The sequence below is a fragment of the Rhizobium sp. LjRoot258 genome (assembly GCF_964254185.1).
Classification (GTDB): Bacteria; Pseudomonadota; Alphaproteobacteria; order Rhizobiales; family Rhizobiaceae; genus Rhizobium.
Map to the genome: position 1 here is coordinate 151154 of NZ_CAXUST020000004.1, position 18909 is coordinate 170062.

An 18909-nucleotide genomic window follows, 5' to 3' on the forward strand; every position below is an offset into this window, starting at 1 on the left:
GCTTTTGCGCGCCAGCGACGGCAAGATCGAATACAGGAATAGGGATGGCGCCGCGGACAAGCACGCCTAGACTTGCGCAACCGCCGCGATCCTTTCCGGCAGGATACCGAACACGGCGACATCCGATCCGAGCGCCGCCACGAACAGGCTCTCGGCACCGCTGAGGTTACGCCGCAAGTGTTCGCTGATCTCGCTAGCGCTCAGTTGCGATTCGACGAACCAAGTGTCGGTCCGAAACTCAACCACGTCCTCGCCGAGCAGCTCGAGCTCGCGCCGGATGTCGTTGTAGTTACACATGTATCCGCGATTGATATCGGACTGGAACAACACCAGGAAGGTCGTCTTCTCATTGTGTGACGGACGCATTTGACGCCTCCTTTGATAAGGTTGTTGATTCTGGTGCCCAGTCTAACTGGGCCATGATTGCGTCTGAGGCAGCCAGTCCGCTATCAACCGGACAAGCCCATAATCCGCGTCGCAGCCCCCGGCGGTTCGGTGCGGTGAGAGCGTGTGGACCGCGCCATGTCTCGCCTTCGGATCCTTCCGCGCGCGTTATCTTTGTTCACTGAAGCGGGCAATCCTTTGAGCAACACGTTCTCTCAGTCAGCTGGAACCGGCCGTTCGTCCCACAGCCGTAACGTATATGATTGGCGTTCCGCTCAAGAGTATCCGCCTGGGTGCTCCATATTGAGCCATCCAAGGTAGTCTCGCTTGCCCACGGGCGCACCGAGATGTCGAAGGATGTTGTGCGCCGTGGCGACGTGAAAGTAGAAGTCAGGGATCACCAGGTAAAAGATGTAATCGGCGCCGCCGAACCAGCCGCGCACAATAGGCGGCGTGAGGAGGTATGTACGAGATTCTGCTCCGCTGAGCTGCTCGGGCGTAATCGACAGCAGCATTGAACGAACGCCTGTCACACGGGCTTTGAGGGCGTCGTAAGTCTGCACGACGTCAGGGGGGGTAGGGGGGTCCTGACCAATGAGGAATGAGACGTGTCGTTCCGCTTTATTGGCGACGACGCTGAACTGCTCTCCTAAGGTCAGCATGTCGGGCGCAAGTCGCGCTCGCAACACCTCGCCCGGTTGGAGGCCCTTTTCTTCCTCCAATGCCTTGCCATGGTCGAGATAGGAATCCAGTACGACAAACCCATGCGTCATACCGGGGATAATGGTGTCAAAGACACTGAAACTCATTTCCTCATTCCTTCTGAAGTCATCGCTGTCACCGTCGTTCCCCGCGAAAGATACATGTGGCAGGAGTACAAGCGAGTTTGCTCTTTCGCTTGCGTGGCATCGAAGTGCTGACACATCGAAAAACTCCTCTACGTCGCTTTCACTCGTGTCTCCGGTGCAGTCGAGTACTCAGTGTAGGATCGGCTACGGGGCCGCGCCAATAACTGATGGCGATAGTTTCCATTCCTGCTGCCAACTGACAGGCGACGAGGTTGGGTCGATAATCTCGCATTCGGTCGGAAGTGCCCGCGAGCAGATCTCGGCAGCTAAATTAAGAGCGTTCATCAGGGCTTTTGCCTAAGGGAAAAGATCCGCGCCGGCAGAGCCAGCCGAGGAGTGGTTATCGGTTCTATTCCGACGTTTCATTGGCCCCGCTTCACCCGATCGGGTTTGCTTGAAATGCCGCCAGCCTCGGGCTTGCGCGTATCGTTGATAGTGCGATCAGGCAAAGCAAGTCGTCACCCGCGTCGACGACACACCAAAACCTCGCGGCTCAGATTAGCGAACACTGTCTCAAGAAGGGCTCAGACGATGCCAAGTGATGTGACGAGCGGACAACCAAAAAAATTTCAGGCTCCGAGGGATCCGCTGCTGCGCGATATGGCTAACTGCATTCGGTTCATCGCGGCCGACGCAGTCCAGAATGCAATGAGCGGACACGCGGGCATGCCGATGGGAATGGCTGACATCGCAACCGTGCTCTTCAGAGACTTCATGAAATTTGACCCGAAGGACCCTTCCTGGCCGGACAGGGACAGGTTCGTCATCTCCAATGGACACGGCTGCCTTCTGCTGTACAGCATCCTTTACCTGACGGGATACGAAGGTATCACAATGGACGAAATACGAAGGTTCCGACAAGTCGGCAGCAAGACCGCGGGACACCCCGAATACTGGCACATCCCGGGTATCGAGACGACTACGGGGCCGCTTGGCCAAGGTGTAGGGAATGCACTCGGGTTTGCAATTGCGGAGCGCGTCCTCAACGCGACCTTCGGGGATGATTTGCAAGACCATTTTACGTACGTCTTCATGGGGGACGGTTGTCTAATGGAGGGCATCAGTCATGAGGCCATTTCCCTGGCGGGTCACCTGAAACTTGGCAAGCTGATCGCGTTCTTCGACGACAATGCCGTCACAATCGACGGTCCCACTTCGCTTGCCGTTTCCGACGACCAGGTGGCGCGGTTTACCGCGTCAAACTGGCACGTCCAGGAAATTGACGGGCACGACACCGACGCGATCAAGGAGGCCATACGCAAAGCTCAGGCGGTTGCGGATCGTCCGTCGCTCGTTTCATGCAAGACCGTCATCGGCTTCGGGTTCCCGACGATCTCCGGGACGCGCAAGGCGCATAGCGACACTCCGGGAGAGGACGAAATCTCCGGTGCCCGCGAGCTTCTCGAATGGAAATCCCAGCCCTTCGAGATTCCGGTGCCGTTGATTGACGCGTGGCGCGCTGTGGGATCGAGGGGCGAGGCTGCTCGGAAGCGATGGCTGGAACGATTGGAAGCCTCCCCCATTCCTGTCAAGATTGAATTCGAGCGTCGAATGCAAGGGGTATTGCCTGCACAGTGGCGGACGGCGCTCGCGCGAGCCTTCGATGAGATGATCGACAGGGACACCCCGATGGCGACTCGAACGGCGAGCGGCTTGGTCCTCGAGCATTTGACGGTCGCGATGCCTGAGCTCATTGGGGGGTCAGCTGACTTGACCCCATCCAACAACGTGAAGACGAACAGCCAGAAGGAAATTGCGCCAGGAAAATTCTCAGGTTCGTACCTTCACTACGGCGTGCGCGAACACGGCATGGCCGCAGCCATGAACGGTATGGCCCTCCACGGGGGTCTGCGGCCCTACGGTGGGACGTTCCTGGCCTTTTCGGACTATTGCAGACCGAGCATTCGGTTGGCCGCGATGATGCGCGCACCGACCGTATTCGTGATGACGCACGACTCGATCGGTCTCGGCGAGGACGGCCCGACGCACCAACCCGTTGAACAACTCAGCGCCGTCAGAGCTATTCCCCACCTCGCGGTATTCCGGCCCGCCGACGGCATCGAAACAGCGGAGTGCTGGCAAGCGATCCTCGAGCGCAACGAAGGACCATCGCTGATCGCGCTCTCCAGGCAGTCTCTTCCGCCAGTCCGCCGTGAGCATTCCCAGGGGAATAAGTCGGCAAAGGGGGCGTACGTGATTCTGGAAGCGGACGGTGACAAGCCCATGGTAACACTCCTTGCCGCGGGGTCCGAGCTACATCTGGCGGTGGAAGCCCAGGAGATCCTTCAGGAAGAGGGAGTGCCTACTCGCGTAATCTCCATGCCCTGCAGACTGCTATTCGAGCAGCAACCCGAGGAGTACAGGCGCGCTGTCTTGGGAAGCTCCAGGATCAGGGTAGCAGTAGAGGCCGGCATCCGCGATTCCTGGGACAGATATCTCGGCGAAAGCGGCTACTTTGTCGGCCTCACCGATTTTGGTGCGTCAGGCAAGTCTGCGGAAGTGTTCGAAAGGTTCGGCATTACGACCGACGCTATTGTGCGAATGGTCCACCACGGTATCTCGGAACACAACCTGTGAGTACACCGTGCGTCACAACGAGGTACACCCAAATCTACCCTCTCGCGATAGCATGTGCCATCGCAGGGATCGAGAACCTCTGATCGGCGTGTCAGTAGTTGATCCCTCAAGAGCGCAGAATTCCCGACGCTCGGGGCGCGACGGATACGTCCCTGGACAAGCCCACCGCTTCGTTCTCGACGTGACGGCACGGTTGGGACCGCTTCCCTCGCCCGTCGCAAATTGTGCGCCACGAATTAGCGACGCCGATCTCGTTCGTCCGTCTCGTGAGAGCCGGCTAGTTCCGCCGCTGCGGTGCCGATCTAGGGCCGAATGGTTTTGGCCGCGCCGGCTGTGGAGAAATGCTCGCCGGTCTTGATGAATTGCTGTTTCGCCGTCGTAAACGTTTCTGATTCCCGGCGCTCCGCACGGACTCTTCGGAAATCGGCCGCCCATTTCTAGTTTGTTCGGCCCTAACGCTGGGCTTCGAGCCATCGCCAGTTCGCGTTGTCGTCAAAAGATCACTTTTTCGCGCGCCAACAGCGCTGTCTGCCTTGAATGGCCCCACCTGTATCGTGATCCCAACTGCGCATTCTCGTCAACGACCCGATGGCAGGGCACCACGACGGCCAACTCGTTCGCCGAGCACGCTAGCCCAACCGCGCGCTCGGTGGTTGGTGCACCGAGTTGACGCGCGATGGCGGTGTAGGTTGAAGTCTCGCCGACGGGAATGTCCCTGATGATCTGCCAGACACGGTGCTGGAATCGAGAGCCACGCAGGTCGAGAGGCACATTCAACCCGCGAGAGGGACGCTCGATGAAGTGCACGACACGCATTGCGAGTTCATCCTCCGGCCAATGCCCGGGCTGCACGTCGGCCAGTGGAAACCGCTCCAGAAGAAGCTTGGTCAGGGGAACGGCGTCAGCACCCATCAGGACTGTTACGACCCCCTTATCGCTCGTGGCCAGCAGCAGTGCTCCAAGCGAACTGTGCGCGAAGACATAGCGTATTGCCTCAGTTGTCGTGCGGTCTTCCGGATAACCTGTCATAACGTGGCACGCGTCACCGTTGATGTAGTCGGGGCGGTCTGGCATCGGCGCTTTCCATTGTTGATTAAGGTAGAATTAGCCGGTCGATCAGTGTCTTGAAAAGCTAACATGACGCCTTGCGCTCAAGTGGCAAGATCCGATTAAATACCGGAATAAATTAGCCGTTTCTCAGAATGACACTTTCTTATTAGATCAATAACCGACGCTAACGTCCCAGCTAAGACTAGCGAGATCTAGCGGTGAGGTATTCCTTCACGAATCTCAAGAAGGCGCGATTCGCGTGAGCGGCGATTTTCCCGCGTGATTTGGGCGAGAATGTTGAGAGGGGGCGAAGCTCAGGGTCTTGGTTAGATGGTCGGACATCAATTCGACGCTCATCTGCACACCGGGCACCTCAGGCAACGGGCAATAGGCGGAGTCATGCGGACATGCCGATCGCTTCGCGGTGGCTGTGATGGCCGGCCTGGCATCCCATGTGAAGGGACCAGTCGCGCAGTCGCACAACCTTTACGAAGGCATCAAGCGCTGGCGAGTAGCGGCGGCCCTGCACGGCAAGAAGCCGGACCTCCCGCCATACCGGATCGCCCTCGATCGGAAGCGCCTTTAGGGAGGGCAGCCGGGGCATATGCTCGGGAGCCAGGACTATTCCGAACCCCGCAGCCGCCAGATGCTGCAGGTGCAAGTCGCGGCAGCTGCGATAATTGTGATGCGGCGGCGCGTCGGGAAAGAGATGCTGAAATTTGCGAGCCGCGTCGCAGTAGGAGCGATCCAGGATATTGGCTTCGCGCAGCGCATCCATTGCGATCACAGGACGGTCCGCAAGTTCATGCGACGGCGCGAGAACGGCGACATAACGCTCTTCGAACAGCGCCCAATCGTCGATCCGTTCGGGCATGTCGTCGAGATCACCGACCAGGGCGACATTCACTTCGCCCTCTAACAGAAGCTCGATAAGGCGGCTTTGCGGCTCTTCTCGTAGCTCGACATGCAGGCCAGGGACGAATTTGCGAATCTCGGCGATAGGCTCAAGAACGAGCGAGGCGGAAATGGATGGGGCGAGACCGATCGTTAAGGGGGCCATCTCCTTTTGCTGAAACTGACGTGCTTGGCGTCGAACCGCCTCGGTCGAAGCAAGCGCGCGCTCGAGCATGGGCAGCACCGCTTTGCCCAGGTCAGTGAGGTGGGTGAGCTGACGTTCTCGGTAGATGAGCTCACCCCCAAGTTCCTGCTCCAGTTTTTGCACGCCCTTGGTCAATGCCGGTTGCGTGACGTTGCACATCTCCGCCGCACGCGTGAAGTTCAGCGTGCTCGCGACAGCTAGAAAGTACCGAACCTGATGAAGTTCCATGGTGTTCACCGTCAACTGTTTAAGTCACTACTGAATCCGTGCGATGGCTAGCATCACGCGGGGCGCCGAGGCGCCATATCGGAAATCTCCGTTGCCACTGGTTCGCGCGACGATCGCGAACCCGTCCTTCACCAGAGAGAGCGCGACGGGCGCGATAGTCTTTGGGCCGGTGGAATTCCATTTGGGGACCTCCGCTTTTCAACGAAGTCCTTTATCACTGGAAACTCGACGGTTGAAAATTATACAGTGGTTTGCATGAACTATCCCCTTGGAAAGTGCTTGTTGCAGCAGGGGAATTTCGTTGAACCCGGACGGTCACGTTCTTAGGCAATCGCATGAGCACTTCTACAGTTACTCGCGCCTTGGGTATCCACCCATCTGACGCACTCGGTCGCAAAATTCCGCTGTTGCGCCACACCAAAAGGAACGGCCACCGGCTCGTCCAAGGAGGGTGTCGAACACGAGAGCTTTGTTAGAATTCAGACTAGCGGAGCCGGTCCCGAGAGAATGAAACTACCGCGTACGAAATGCTCCGCATCCTTGTGTGAAAAGCGCGTCAGCCCTTGACGTTGCCGAACGCCGTCTACGGCTTCTCTATGGTGCCGTTGGCGAGATGATCGATAATTGATTCCTTGAAGTTCGCTTCACGAGATGTCGTTGGTCCGGCGTGAAAGCATGATAGGCGATCCCCAGAACGTCCATCTCCACCGCCGCAACTAACGTGATCGTCTGGTGCATATAATCTGGGATCGCAGTGGCGTCGCGCGGGCGGCGATAACCGCCCAAACGTCCTCTATCCTAACCCCGAAAAACGGAATCGCGATCTTATTCGATAGCCGCCGAGGGTCTATTCTCACGCGGGTCCGGACAGAGCGTCGGCTCGTCGCCGGGCTCGGCTTAAGAGCCAGCTCCACCGGTATTAGAGTTCGCGATTGATCGGTCTGAGGGCATCGTGCCCAGTGATGCAAAACGCTGACGCCTCCTTCGGCGTTGGTCCTTACGGCGCCGCCTGAAGTTCGAGCCGGCCAATCATGGCTCCGCATAGCGCAGCGACCTGACGGTTTCGGCTCAGCCGATCCGACATCCAAGGACATCCTCGATACAGGCGATCAACTGGCCGCTATCGATCGGTTTCTCGATCAATGGGAAGTTCGCGCCGAGGCGGCGTGCATCGTTCGCGCGCTCAATGAAGGCTGTCATGATGACCACGGGCACCGCATCTGTCTGGTCATTCAGAATGCGCCTCAGCTCGAGGCCGCTGATCCCGGGCATCTGGAGATCAGAAACGATGCAGTCGAACCGGTTTGCGCCGGCCACGAGCAGCGCGTTAGCGGACTCAAATGCCACGGTCCGGATGCCGAACGAGCGCAGTAAGCCGGCAATGGAGGTCCGGACAAGCTCATCGTCGTCGACGACCGCGATGGCGATATTCGCGCCCAAGGGAATCCTTTCAGGAAATAGGGAAATGCGGATTGCAGTTTAACGCCGGCGAGAGGCACGACAATCGAACGTATGGTTACCCAGCCTATACCGGAGTATGACCTTGGAGTGTTCCTCGCTCGATGGCCTCCATCATCCTGACGAGCTGCGCCAGCGTCTGAGCACGCATCTTGCGCATTGCGCTCCCCCGATGAAGCTTCACCGTTATCTCGCTTAATCCGAGCTCGCGCGCTACTTGCTTATTGAGGAGCCCCGACGAGACAAATTGCAGAATCTCGCGCTCGCGCGACGTCAGCGATTCGTATCGCATACGGAGCGATTCGAGCTCGCTCCCCAGCTCTTTCAACCGAATATCCTCGGCCAACGCGCATGCAATCGCGTCCAGTATTTCCTGGTCGCGGAATGGTTTCGATAGGAAGTCGACCGCGCCGGCCTTCATCGCCCGAACCGACATCGGTATGTCGCCGTGACCCGTTATGAACAGGATGGGCACGCGCTGTCCGCGCTTGGCGAGTTCGGCTTGAAGGTCGAGCCCGCTCACGAGGGGCAGGCGCACGTCCGTAACCAGGCAGCGCACGCCCTCAGGCAGAGGCTTTGACAAGAGTTCGATTGCACTTGCATAAAGTGCAGACCGATATCCAGCGGATCTGACAAGACCATCGACGGATTTTAAGACCAGCTCATCGTCGTCAACGATGAGCACGATCGGCGCGCCGCTAGAGCTTGGCACGGCGGACGATTTCGTAGTGTACGACATTAGGCGCAATTTCAGCCCCATCGCTCGCAGGGTTATTATCCTTGAGTTTGCCAATAAAACGGCATTTTCGATTTAGCCTACGCATGGGGCGTCGCCTACTGAACGTATGTATCGATTTATAAACGAAGGTATCGGTCATTGACGGTCTCCACGGGTCATCAACTCGGCACGGGAAGCGCGAAGCCTACAATCGCCCCGCCGGCCGCATCTGTGCGGGCGAACATCCGCCCACCATGCGATTCGACAATCGACTGGCAAATCGACAGTCCCATCCCCATGCCGTCGTTTTTCGTTGTGAAGAACGGTTCGAAGATGTTCGTCAGATGCGCTTCATCGATCCCGGGCCCGTCGTCAGTAACACGAAGCGTGACGCCGCCCTCATCACGCGCGGTTTCGATTATCAGCCGACGTTCATCAGTATCCGATTGCCTCGGGGCCTGCAGTCCGTTCGTGAGGAGATTGATGATGACCTGCTGAATCTGCACGGGGTCCGCGAAAATTGCTGGAAGGTCGCCCGCCAAGTCGAGACTGACGGAACCCCGATGGTGATTGATATGCGAACGCAGTAGCGGAAGGGTGCTCCTCACCGTGTCGTTCAGGTCAAACTTGGTTGGAGCTGGGTCCTTGCGGGTGAATATCGCTCGAAGTTGTCGAACGACATCGCTGACGCGTCGTGCGCCGATGACGACTCGCTCGATCGCCTCTCTTGCCTCCGCGATGTCTGGTTCTGCGCGATCGAGCCAGCGCAGACTTGCCTCACCGTTGGTAAGGATTCCGGAGAGGGGTTGATTGATCTCGTGCGCGATCGACGCGGTCAACTCCGCCATCGTCGCGATGCGGGTGATACGGGTGAGTTCAGCCTGGGCGCGATGCATCTCCTGTTCGGCTGTCTTCGCTGAGGTGACGTCCATGATGACGCCGACCGCGTTCAGCTCATCCGAACCCGCGTGCGCCGGATTGACCAACACGCGCAAGTATTTGATCCGACCGTCGGGGAAGAAAAGTCGGTGCTCAAATTCCACGTCGATCTCATTGCGCTTTACCTGTTCAAGCTTCTCCCGGACGAGGTCGATATCGTCGGGATGAACACGCTCGAGATATGGCTCGAACCCCGGCATCACGTCCCTGTCCAACTCCAGAATTCGGTAGGTTTCGTCTGACCAATGATGCTCACCGGTGCGAAGGTTTGCGCCAACGCTGCCCGATTTGTTGATCAGCTGGCCTTGGCGTAGAAATGCTTCATTCCGGCGGAGCTCGTGTTCAGCGCGCTTCCTGTCCTCGATGTCAAAGGTTGCGCCATACCACTGAACAACATTTCCGTCCTCGTCTCGGCGACATGTGGCAATGGAGAGATACCAACGATATCCGGTCCCAGGAGCGCCTGCACGGAATTCGTAAATTCCGTCAATGTCGGTTCCGATGTGGTTGGCCCAGTAGTTTACGATTCCATCGCGGTCATCAGGATGAACCGAGTCCTTCCATCCCCAACCACTGATGGTGCCGGGCGTTTGAGACCAGCGTGCGAGATATCGTTCGTTCGCATAGTCCATCTCGCCGGCCGCGGTCGTGCGCCAAATCATGGTCGGCACGTTCTGGAGCATCATTCGGATGTCCGCGGACTCCGCATCCCGTGCAGCTTCCGAAGCCTTGCGTTCGTCGATCGGCAGCGCGACCAAAATTCTTGACGATCTGGGGAGATGGACGTCGGTGGGCGGGGCAATATTGACTAGAAACCAGTGATACTGACCATTGCGGTCCTCAATCCGGACATCGACCGATTGCGAGCCGCCTTCCGAATTGGCGGCACGACCGAGGACCTCGCGATCCTCCTCGTGTACTGCGTTTAGCCACCCATTGCCGACTAGGCCCGCGGGGTTGATCCCAGTGAAGACCTCCCAGGCACGATTGAATCTGCGTCCGCGGCGGTCGAGATCGATTTCGCAAATTAAAGCCGGGACGCCGTCGCACCCAAAGCTCTTATCGGGCGGGTCGCTCGCCAACCTGAATGCCGCCTCACTCATGTCCGATACAACCTCCCTCGCGCAAGCCGGCGCGTCGCTGATCACTTGTCATCGCGAATTCAATATCGGCAGGTTTGAATGAAAAGCACTGCAATTGCGTTGTGAACTCCCAATCGGGTTGCTTTGAATTTCGATGCCTGCGCGTACCACTGGTGAACCGCGGGTAGCATCAGATGAAACCGTTCGCCTCCGGCGGCGAGAGAGTCTATTCGTCGCATATGCTTCTATCGATGACAGAAGCCCGCGCCTATACGCGCAGTTTCGCGGCGCGCTTCCTCAAACTTGGAGGTATTGAAGTCGGTGATTACCTTTTACCTTCGGCTTATCCTCGTATCTTGCACCTGACACGCCGTGCCGGACACACGGACCATACAGATGAGCGAAGCGCGCGGATTCCGCGACGGCCGAAAAGTTGCTTCGCGAAGCTTCCGCACAGTCCGTCATCTCCTGGATCATTTTCGAATGCATCGGTGCGCAATATGTGCAATTCGCCCACGAAGCGCTAGATCGAGAATATGCGTTTGAGTTATTCATCCGGATGATGAATGACTTAAAATGCTGCACGCTTGTCGTCGTTTTCGCGCGATGTCCGAGCTTCTCTCCCGGCTCACAAGACTGTCGTAAATTTCGCTGTCAAGCTCGATATCCGCACTTCCGATGCGGTCATGTGGCACGCACGGGGCGTTCGCGCCACGATTTGTCCGTTCTAATTCATTGGATCGATGAGCTACCTTTCAAATTCTGCCAGGCGGCGGAACTGAATTTCAGGGGAAGCCTCTCTCGTGTCCGCGTCAGTCAGATGTATCCGCCGATTTAACAAGCTCCGTCTGATAGCGAGCCTCAGCCTTACCAAGGAATTGTAGCGAAGGGCGATGGTATTTTTCGCGGGTCACAAGCCGACCGATTAATAGCGGAGCGACGCGGCCCATGCCCGGGCAGCCGCGGCATTTGCGGCCGTGGGCAAAGTGAGCAAGGAAGTCTACGGCACGGATCAACCTCAGCGCGCAAAAAATCTAATTGGCCAAGTCGATTTGCCTTCTCCGAATAGCTCATTGACGTCGCCGTCAAGGTTGTAGCGAATGGAAAAGAGCAGTGCTCGAATTGATCTCCGGTGGACTTGGAAGACCCAAAAACGTCCCGCGGCCCTCTGCTAGCTCGCGTTGCCTGCGAATCGCCTGCACACAGTGTGTCATCAACGCATATATTCGTCCTGACTTACGGATATCCGGATGGGTCAGCAGCCACAGTTCATCATCGAGCTCCGGCTCCCCGCCCCGACACGTATAAGACCCGGCGTGATATCTCCAAGCATGCAGGGCAGGTATCCCACTCCCAGTCCCGCAACGATAGCTGCCGCGGCGCCAGCAACGGAATCGGTCCGGTAGGCGATGTTGTCGTGGCGTGCACGCTCCTCAATGAATTTGGACGCTCTGAGACTGGATAGCGTTCCAGCGTAGGACACCCATTGGCGATCAAACAGCGAGCCGGTCACTGGGAAAGACGGAGCAGAGTTGGGAAAGCAGACATAGGGCGCGCAAGCAATCGATGCGACCGTCCGGCCGAACAGATTCTCAGACGGGTTCTCGGTCGCCCGGATAGCGATATCGGATTCTCCTCGCGCCAGATTCAGCGGACTGTTTCCAACGATCACCTCCACGCGAATTGCGGGGTTGAGCGACATGAATTCTGCGATCATCGGTCTGAGAAAGTACAAGAGAAGGGAATCGCTTGTCGTGATCCGTAAATCGCCGACATGGCCCTGAATACGGCCGGTGATGCGGCGTGACACGCTTACGACGTCCGGTTCGACCCGCTCCGCGAGCGCTATCAATTCGTCGCCCTCAGCAGTTGTCACGTATCCCGTTCGTCGCCGATCAAAGAAGGTTAGGCCCATGCCTCCTCGACATTAGTCAACCGACGGGCGATCGTCGAACTGTTGACACCGAGCATTTTATGACCGGCCATCGACGACCTGCGAACGAGTATCGTGTTGAAGCGCGTGACCTCTTTCCAATCTCGCCCGCGCTAGATTCTCGAAGAAACTGGACCCCTTGAATATAGATCAACGTCTAGGCTTCCCAATGTGATGTCGCCGGCGCCACCAGAGACGACCAACGCGTCGGTCACCGCTTGCGCACTTTGATGCTCCAGTTCTGTCATGCGCTCCTTCGTTCGTCGGCAACCGAATGATCCTCGCTACGCGACGTCTTCGATCACGAGCATTCTTCCGTTGAACTCCACGGTCTCTCCGGTCCGTGCTCCTTCAATTGCCTCGAAGATCGGGGCCTTCGTCGAAATCCCCATGAGTTCTCGACCATCGCATGTGAATTTGCCGGTGGAGACGGCAATGACGAAGTATCGACCAGAAAGCCGCACCAGCGCTCCTTCAGTAACGGTCGACTTTGGTCCGAAGTCGACTTCCTTCAACTTATCGAGCTTATCTTTATGATCGTGGAGGGTGTCGTCCAGAGCTTCGGAAAGATCACTGGCGATTTCGGCCTGGGCCTGCTCATCGCTTTCGATCGGTTCGCTGCGATCGAGCCGAGCATCGGCTACATAGTCGAAGTATTTTTTTCGGGTACTTTGAAGAGCTACGCCCTCTAGCGAAAGCATCGTCTCTTTGATGATGTTCTTGTCCATCGTTACCTCCTTGAGAGACCGCGTTCCTCGCAATAGAGCCGGTTCCTGAAGTTTTCCGAGCATAGGTTACGGCCGCTTGATCTCATTCGTTATCTGGAACTTCCAGACCCTGATATGGGATTCGGTTCAGTCGCGAATCCCGGAATATGCTTGTGACGAGCCAAACATATGCTTGCTCGGCCGTATCGAAGCCGAGCATCGAGAACGACTCACCGAAAGGGCATTCGGGAAAGTCCGGATATCCAATCCGCAATACATAGCGTTCGGGATCGCAGTCGAACTCGCTCTTGTAGATCTTGCGTAGGCCATAGCGGCTCGGGACATCGCCATCATCGGTGAACTGGGTATAGCGGTTGTCCACCAACCGGTCAGCTAGCCTGCGATCGCAGATCTCGTCGAAAAGGTCGAACGCATCGATCAGTAATCCCTTGCCATGCGTCCTTCTGTCTGAAATGGCATAGATATTGGAGGCATCGCCGGCATCAGAGCCGCTCTCCAAACGAATGGCAGTGTCGACGTGGATGTCTCTCGGGTCTACCGGGGAATTACGCGCGAGGTCGAAAAGATGACTATCCTTGATACGATACTCTCGGTCGTAGCCCTTACTAACGAGTTGCGAAACTGCTTCCACAACGTCAGTTACTTTTAATCTCATCCGAAGCTCCTGGCGTCTCTTCGGCGAAGGTACGCTGCCAGCATAGCACACGGAAATAGCCGACTGTTATGGTTTCCATTCCCGCGCGTTCACAGCGGCGATCGAGATGTCAACGGTATGCGTAGAGGCGGCTGCTTTCTAGTCTCGGCCGCGCGGGAGAGCCTCCTCTCCGTGCGCACCTGGAAAATCAGCCACGTCGCGCGTCACGCGATGAATTCCGCGACAATGGAATTTTCCGGCAGCCGGTACGCAAGTTTCCTAACGGAGGAGAATGCTGCTGCGACGGTCCTCATTGAGCCTTGGGCTCGTCCGCTCAATGACAAAGTCGGTTCCGAGGCGTTTGCGGCCAAAAATATTCCTGGTTACGGCAATCACGCCGCGCGGCGTGCGTCAATAACGATCGTCTATCGACTTTATGGCAAGAGGTAATTTCCCTCGGCAGCGTTGCAAGGTCATTCTCCAAAGCACTGTTCGTGTCGAATCTCTCTGCGCCGCGGACGAGTGTAGGATAATAGCCTTGGCTTTGGCGCCGATCGGTTTGCAGGTGACCTTTGTGTGGGTTGCAGGGCGACGTGAGCAAGAAAGCGGTGCGCAACGGATATGCGCTTGGAGGTCGGAATTTTTCGAGCAGCTCAGCCGAGTGCCATTCGCGGCAGTGGTGGCTCCAACATCGACGGGCGACGTCACGCTCGCGCCGATATCGACGACATCAGGTTGTTTTATTGGGGAGCTGGTGCTTCCGAAGCTCGGGTCGCGCTGCTGCTCTGCGGATTTGCACGATCAAGGTGCAGGCCGCCAATCTTGCGAAGTTTATGTGATAAAGTTGTGGTGTAAAGGAAAGCGGCATGGAACATTCCCCCCAGATTGGAGACAGGATCACGGACAAATCAGCTCCGCCTGATGAAGGCACTGTCCGCGATTGGATCGGGCCGGAGGCATTCGAGCATTGGACCGGGCTGCAGAACTGGATCGAGGCATACTACCCCGGTGTCTTCACGCCTGAATGGCTCTATGGCGGAAAGAAACGCGGTTGGTCCCTGCGCTACAAGAAGACTAGGGCATTCTGCACGTTCGTCCCGGAATACAGGCTGTTTTCGGTCATGGTGGTCTTGGGGGGAGCGGAGCGAGAGAAGTTTGAGGAGCGGCGTTATGCCTGGCGCTCGCAATTGGTCACGCTCTACGATGAAGCTAAAACATACCCTGACGGGAAATGGCTAAAAGTTGGTATCTCATCCGCGAATGATCGACATGATGCGACGGACCTTTTGACTATGAAGCGCCCTTCTCCACTCTCACGTGGTTGAATGTTGCAGATCCAATAGAGCCAAGATGCTTCCTAGCCGACTGCCGACTTCAAACTATTCGCTCAAAGCCGGGCCCTTATGCGGCGTCGCCGGTTGCTCGTATCGAGTTGGAGGTGAAACTTGCAGCCGGCTATATCAAGCGGCAGCTAGGATGCTTGGAGTTACCGCCGATCAGGTGACATATGATGTGATCACAGATTATTCTCGGCTTATGGACGTGGTGAGAAGCGCCTGACATCGGTGTCTAGAAATTACGACACCGCGCGCGTGAATCCTGACTCTCAAACACTCACGTTACCGGACTAGCGAGTCGCAGCTGCAATCACCGATGTTGCGGAGCGCCTATCCGATAACCTGACGCTGACATCACGTAACGGGACGAGCTGCTCCCTGGGGGCGCCAACCTGTCCTTCACAACCGAATTCACTAACGTCATCGAGGAAAAAAACCGTCTCCGGACGGGGAGACGGTTTTAATGCGGATCGCTCGTCGTTCGGGCCGGGGAAGCGCCCACGATCAGCAGCGCGCCGTCTGGCGACCGACGCGGCCTCGGTCTTGGGATGCAAGGCATGGGAAGTCTTATCAGCTTTGCCTGCTCGCCGAAATTATACGTGGGTATGGGATAGCTCGATTTTGCGATGCTTCGTTGCGCTCTGCGGACGCTGATACGCCAATCATGCAGCAACGACGTCTAGTCTAATAGGGTGCCTCATATTGCCCGCGCCGACGTATTGCGTTCAGAAAGATAGACAGCGGCAACGAGAGCTTTTCCGCGTGGGGCGATTCTTTTGAAGGAACGCTTGGACGCGCGTGGCATAACAATCGCCTTTCGGAGGTTCTCAACTATACGGAGGTATAGGCGACTAATACCCAATCTATGTTGCGGCAGGCGTTCGCATGGGCATGATCTCGTAGAATCGCGAGTAGAAAAACCGGCTCTTGAACCACGACGCGTCGAGTGACACTACAATGGAAGATTGTTCGTGCGGTGAGATCGGGGCGGCATGATCACAGGTAGCTCTTCTCGGGAGAGAGCACCGGCGACGTTATGTCGATCTGCAAGGAGAGGAGGCGGAGAGGACAGATTTCGTTATGCGAGGGCGGATCGGATGAAGCTCTCGAAAATAGACGTCAATTTTACCGCATCGCAAGCATTGACCGGAGAAATCATGCCTACACCTCTCTTTGTTTTCGTCATCCTGGCCTTCGTCTGGCGTATCTCCACGGTTGTCATTTCGACTGTAAACGAACGGACGCTCAAGGCTTCCGGAGCACGCGAGGTCGGGGCTGCCAACAGTGTCTTCCTTGCCCTTGCCCATCTGGCTTTCTACATCGTCGCGACGGTAGAAGGCGCGAAATTACGGGAATTCAACTTCACCCTGTCCGCGATCGGAGTCGCCATCTATCTGGTATCTGCCCTTGCCCTGATTTCTGTATTGCGCTCTCTGGGGCGGCTATGGACGGTCAAGATCATCATTAACCAACGCCAGCCATTCGTCCGGACCGGTCTTTTCAGAAGGGTCAGACACCCGAACTACTTTCTGAATATCATACCGGAGCTTATCGGATTCGCGCTTGCTATGAACGCATATTGGACTCTGATCGTTGGCCTGCCGCTATATTGCATTCCGTTGGCAATTCGTATCAGGCAGGAGGAAACCGCTATGTCCGAGGCCGTGCCTGGTTACAAGCGACCTTGAGACACTCTGTCGAAGAGGCGGGAAACGCGCATCCTTTTTCCGCTCAGCAAGAGTTGCGGATCGAATAGGGATAGAATCGAAGACGCTGCGGTGACAGGCCGAGGCCGATGAATATCCGCGGCAACCGTGCGTAAGGCGGTCGAGGAAGGAGCCCAGGTTGTGCTTGCATACTCGAAATCCGCCGCGACAGCTAAGGGGCTGGAAACCGAGCTTGAGGTTTTGGGGCGCTGATGTCCTTGCGGTCGAAGTGGATACCACTGACGCGGACAAGGTCATCCGGTCGATTGCTGAGGTGAGGGCATATTTCGGACGACTCGAGTCTTCCGAACTTGAGGCGGCGTTGGTCCATCTGCTGCGCGCACGCTGTCGGTCGCTGCTCACCGTGCGTTGCTTCCTAGATTGCGGCGGTCCCCGCATCTCCAGCCGGCATTGCATCAGACCAGAGGGCCGATACCAGCACTGAGCCCGACTGAAACCAATATCGATGACCGAAGACAGACATCTGACGATGAGTTTCGATTACGGCGCGCCGAACGTCGGGATCGAGGTGGATTTTAGGATTTTCCCGCTTGCTTACGGCACGGGCGCTTGTCAACATATGACTGACTCATATTTATAAGCCGAGGCGCGATGGCTATGGACGTGTCGGACCGATTGGTGAACCTTTTGGGCGTTTTGGCGGTTGGCGTAAACGATCGAATGCGTTCGGCAGTCGCTGGAGCAATGCCGCTTCGGGGACAGGCGGCGTCGTCGGTGATCGTGATCGGGCACGCGCCGACGATATCTATTGATCAGCTTAGCCGGATCCTGCGGTTGACTCACGGGGGCGCGGTCCGTCTCGTTGATCGCCTTGTCGAGCGCAACATCGTCGCTAAACAACCATCCACTATCGACCGCAGAATAATGACCTTGAGGCTGACGCCAAATGGTTTGCAGTTGCGAGACAAGTTGCTCGATCTTCGTCGCGATGCGTTAGCTTCTCTGCTCGAGTGCGTATCGCCGGAAGATCTGTCTGCACTCGAACGTGTAGCCGTGACAATCGTCGCGTCGCTGCCCGAGGATGCGCTCTCTGCGCTGGCAACTTGTCGTTACTGCGATGAGCGGAGATGCATCGATTGTCCGATGGATGTCTTCGGGCCTTTTGAAACTCTCGGCGGTTCGACCTCCAGAGGTAACATTTTGGCTTTGGAGGTCAACCGGGAAATAGGACGAACAATAGAGAAGCGATGAACGACCGACTGACAGCGCTGAAACTGTTTTCCCGCGCGGGTCGCGTGGGCAGCTTTTCGAGCGCCGGTCGTGAACTCGGTCTTTCTCAGCCCTCCGCCTCTCGCCTTATCGCTGCATTGGAAGCCGAGGTGGGCGCTACACTCTTCAACCGGACAACCCGTGCGGTCACACTGACGGACGCTGGTGCAACCTACTTGACGCGTGTTGAGGCGATCTTGGCCGCGCTCGACGAGGCCGACCACGAGGCGCGCGGCACCGGAGAGCTGCGAGGGGTGCTTCGCATCGGCACGCCGATAAGTTTCGGGCTCCGGGAAATCATCCCGCGGCTTCCTGCCTTTATGAAACAGCATCCGGCGTTAAAGATCGAGCTCCGGGTGACCGACCGCTACCCAGACATCGTGACTGAGGGCATGGACGTGTCGTTCCAGTTCGGCGAGCTCCCTGACTCGAGCGCGATGCTGCGCAAACTCATCCACCAGCCGAGGATACTAACGGCCTCCCCGGACTACCTGCGGGAGCGTGGCACGCCTACGATGCCGTCGGACCTCGCACACCACTCGGTGATCATCAGTCCAGCGCATCCCTCGCCGACGTTCTCGTTCGGCAAGGACGGCCGCGTCACCACCGTGCGCGTTGACAACCAACTCGCTATCACCATCAACGAAGGCGCCGTGGCAAGCGCCGTCGCCGGGCTGGGTATCGCCGCCTCAAGCCTCAATAGCGTGAGGACTGAGTTGGAAAGCGGCGCCCTCGTTCGCATTCTGTCCGACTGGGACTTCGGCTCGATGGAGGTCAACGCATTGTTCGTCAGCGGAAAGACCATAAAGCCCGCCGCGCGCGCGTTCACGGATTTCCTCGTCGCGGAGCTTCGACGATGACCTTACGGAACATTCCGACCGGTTATGGATATGATAGCTTTACCCGAATAGCCGTCGAGTTTAATTATTGAACGCACCAGATGGTAGACGTGGCGCTG

At 57.2% G+C, this 18909-nt stretch carries 15 protein-coding genes; 5 read left to right on the forward strand and 10 right to left on the reverse strand.

Annotated elements, in window-relative coordinates; all coding sequences use genetic code 11:
• Positions 1-66 precede the first annotated feature (66 nt).
• Positions 67-366 carry a hypothetical protein gene (locus ACSQ9D_RS33680; protein ID WP_436286101.1) on the reverse strand — a complete coding sequence of 100 codons (300 nt, stop codon included), beginning with the start codon at positions 364-366 and terminating at the stop codon, positions 67-69.
• A 293-nt stretch (positions 367-659) separates the two neighbouring features.
• The gene (locus tag ACSQ9D_RS33685; RefSeq protein ID WP_436286102.1) at positions 660-1193 is read right to left on the reverse strand and encodes a DUF1993 domain-containing protein; all 534 of its coding nucleotides are present in this window, start codon (positions 1191-1193) and stop codon (positions 660-662) included.
• A 639-nt stretch (positions 1194-1832) separates the two neighbouring features.
• Here ACSQ9D_RS33685 and tkt point away from each other — a divergent pair.
• Positions 1833-3809, forward strand: a complete 1977-nt coding sequence (gene tkt, locus ACSQ9D_RS33690) for a transketolase (protein ID WP_436286103.1) — start codon at positions 1833-1835, stop codon at positions 3807-3809.
• A 492-nt stretch (positions 3810-4301) separates the two neighbouring features.
• Here tkt and ACSQ9D_RS33695 read toward each other — a convergent pair whose 3' ends face one another.
• The 8 genes from ACSQ9D_RS33695 to ACSQ9D_RS33730 all read right to left on the reverse strand — a co-directional run bounded on the left by ACSQ9D_RS33695 (position 4302) and on the right by ACSQ9D_RS33730 (position 13699).
• On the reverse strand, positions 4302-4883 hold the full coding sequence (locus tag ACSQ9D_RS33695; RefSeq protein ID WP_436286104.1) for a methylated-DNA--[protein]-cysteine S-methyltransferase: 582 nt from the start codon (positions 4881-4883) through the stop codon (positions 4302-4304).
• Between the two features lie 373 nt (positions 4884-5256).
• Positions 5257-6186 (reverse strand): LysR family transcriptional regulator, encoded by a 930-nt coding sequence (locus tag ACSQ9D_RS33700; RefSeq protein ID WP_436286105.1) that lies wholly within the window; start codon positions 6184-6186, stop codon positions 5257-5259.
• Positions 6187-7254: 1068 nt separating this feature from the next.
• Complete coding sequence (locus ACSQ9D_RS33705) at positions 7255-7626, reverse strand: response regulator transcription factor (RefSeq protein WP_436286106.1); 372 nt, start codon at positions 7624-7626, stop codon at positions 7255-7257.
• An 85-nt stretch (positions 7627-7711) separates the two neighbouring features.
• Positions 7712-8383 carry a response regulator transcription factor gene (locus ACSQ9D_RS33710; RefSeq protein ID WP_436286191.1) on the reverse strand — a complete coding sequence of 224 codons (672 nt, stop codon included), beginning with the start codon at positions 8381-8383 and terminating at the stop codon, positions 7712-7714.
• A 158-nt stretch (positions 8384-8541) separates the two neighbouring features.
• Positions 8542-10404: a PAS domain-containing protein gene (locus ACSQ9D_RS33715; protein ID WP_436286107.1), complete on the reverse strand. Its 1863-nt coding sequence runs from the start codon at positions 10402-10404 to the stop codon at positions 8542-8544.
• Between the two features lie 1234 nt (positions 10405-11638).
• Positions 11639-12259, reverse strand: coding sequence for a LysR substrate-binding domain-containing protein (locus ACSQ9D_RS33720; protein WP_436286108.1), 621 nt, complete (start codon positions 12257-12259; stop codon positions 11639-11641).
• 341 nt (positions 12260-12600) lie between these two features.
• The gene (locus tag ACSQ9D_RS33725; protein ID WP_436286109.1) at positions 12601-13044 is read right to left on the reverse strand and encodes a hypothetical protein; all 444 of its coding nucleotides are present in this window, start codon (positions 13042-13044) and stop codon (positions 12601-12603) included.
• 82 nt (positions 13045-13126) lie between these two features.
• Entirely contained in the window at positions 13127-13699 is a 573-nt protein-coding gene (locus ACSQ9D_RS33730; RefSeq protein ID WP_436286110.1) for a hypothetical protein, read from the reverse strand.
• 845 nt (positions 13700-14544) lie between these two features.
• On the opposite strand from ACSQ9D_RS33730, the gene ACSQ9D_RS33735 reads away from it, so the two are divergent.
• From ACSQ9D_RS33735 to ACSQ9D_RS33750, 4 genes are all read left to right on the forward strand, one after another.
• Positions 14545-15003 carry a DUF3788 domain-containing protein gene (locus ACSQ9D_RS33735; RefSeq protein ID WP_436286111.1) on the forward strand — a complete coding sequence of 153 codons (459 nt, stop codon included), beginning with the start codon at positions 14545-14547 and terminating at the stop codon, positions 15001-15003.
• A 1109-nt stretch (positions 15004-16112) separates the two neighbouring features.
• Entirely contained in the window at positions 16113-16703 is a 591-nt protein-coding gene (locus ACSQ9D_RS33740; protein ID WP_436286112.1) for an isoprenylcysteine carboxyl methyltransferase family protein, read from the forward strand.
• Between the two features lie 630 nt (positions 16704-17333).
• A complete protein-coding gene (locus tag ACSQ9D_RS33745) occupies positions 17334-17933 on the forward strand; it encodes a MarR family winged helix-turn-helix transcriptional regulator (RefSeq protein WP_436286113.1) in 600 nt (199 codons plus the stop codon).
• A complete protein-coding gene (locus ACSQ9D_RS33750) occupies positions 17930-18811 on the forward strand; it encodes a LysR family transcriptional regulator (RefSeq protein ID WP_436286114.1) in 882 nt (293 codons plus the stop codon). Before ACSQ9D_RS33745 ends, ACSQ9D_RS33750 begins: the two co-directional genes overlap by 4 nt.
• Positions 18812-18909: the final 98 nt, after the last annotated feature.

What these genes read in the sequence shown, in the direction of transcription:
- ACSQ9D_RS33680 (WP_436286101.1), bottom strand. Translation starts at nt 366, where the DNA reads ATGCGTCCGTCACACAATGAGAAGACGACCTTCCTGGTGTTGTTCCAG.
- ACSQ9D_RS33685 (WP_436286102.1), bottom strand. Translation starts at nt 1,193, where the DNA reads ATGAGTTTCAGTGTCTTTGACACCATTATCCCCGGTATGACGCATGGG.
- tkt (WP_436286103.1), top strand. Translation starts at nt 1,833, where the DNA reads ATGGCTAACTGCATTCGGTTCATCGCGGCCGACGCAGTCCAGAATGCA.
- ACSQ9D_RS33695 (WP_436286104.1), bottom strand. Translation starts at nt 4,883, where the DNA reads ATGCCAGACCGCCCCGACTACATCAACGGTGACGCGTGCCACGTTATG.
- ACSQ9D_RS33700 (WP_436286105.1), bottom strand. Translation starts at nt 6,186, where the DNA reads ATGGAACTTCATCAGGTTCGGTACTTTCTAGCTGTCGCGAGCACGCTG.
- ACSQ9D_RS33710 (WP_436286191.1), bottom strand. Translation starts at nt 8,383, where the DNA reads ATGTCGTACACTACGAAATCGTCCGCCGTGCCAAGCTCTAGCGGCGCG.
- ACSQ9D_RS33715 (WP_436286107.1), bottom strand. Translation starts at nt 10,404, where the DNA reads ATGAGTGAGGCGGCATTCAGGTTGGCGAGCGACCCGCCCGATAAGAGC.
- ACSQ9D_RS33725 (WP_436286109.1), bottom strand. Translation starts at nt 13,044, where the DNA reads ATGGACAAGAACATCATCAAAGAGACGATGCTTTCGCTAGAGGGCGTA.
- ACSQ9D_RS33730 (WP_436286110.1), bottom strand. Translation starts at nt 13,699, where the DNA reads ATGAGATTAAAAGTAACTGACGTTGTGGAAGCAGTTTCGCAACTCGTT.
- ACSQ9D_RS33735 (WP_436286111.1), top strand. Translation starts at nt 14,545, where the DNA reads ATGGAACATTCCCCCCAGATTGGAGACAGGATCACGGACAAATCAGCT.
- ACSQ9D_RS33740 (WP_436286112.1), top strand. Translation starts at nt 16,113, where the DNA reads ATGAAGCTCTCGAAAATAGACGTCAATTTTACCGCATCGCAAGCATTG.
- ACSQ9D_RS33745 (WP_436286113.1), top strand. Translation starts at nt 17,334, where the DNA reads ATGGCTATGGACGTGTCGGACCGATTGGTGAACCTTTTGGGCGTTTTG.
- ACSQ9D_RS33750 (WP_436286114.1), top strand. Translation starts at nt 17,930, where the DNA reads ATGAACGACCGACTGACAGCGCTGAAACTGTTTTCCCGCGCGGGTCGC.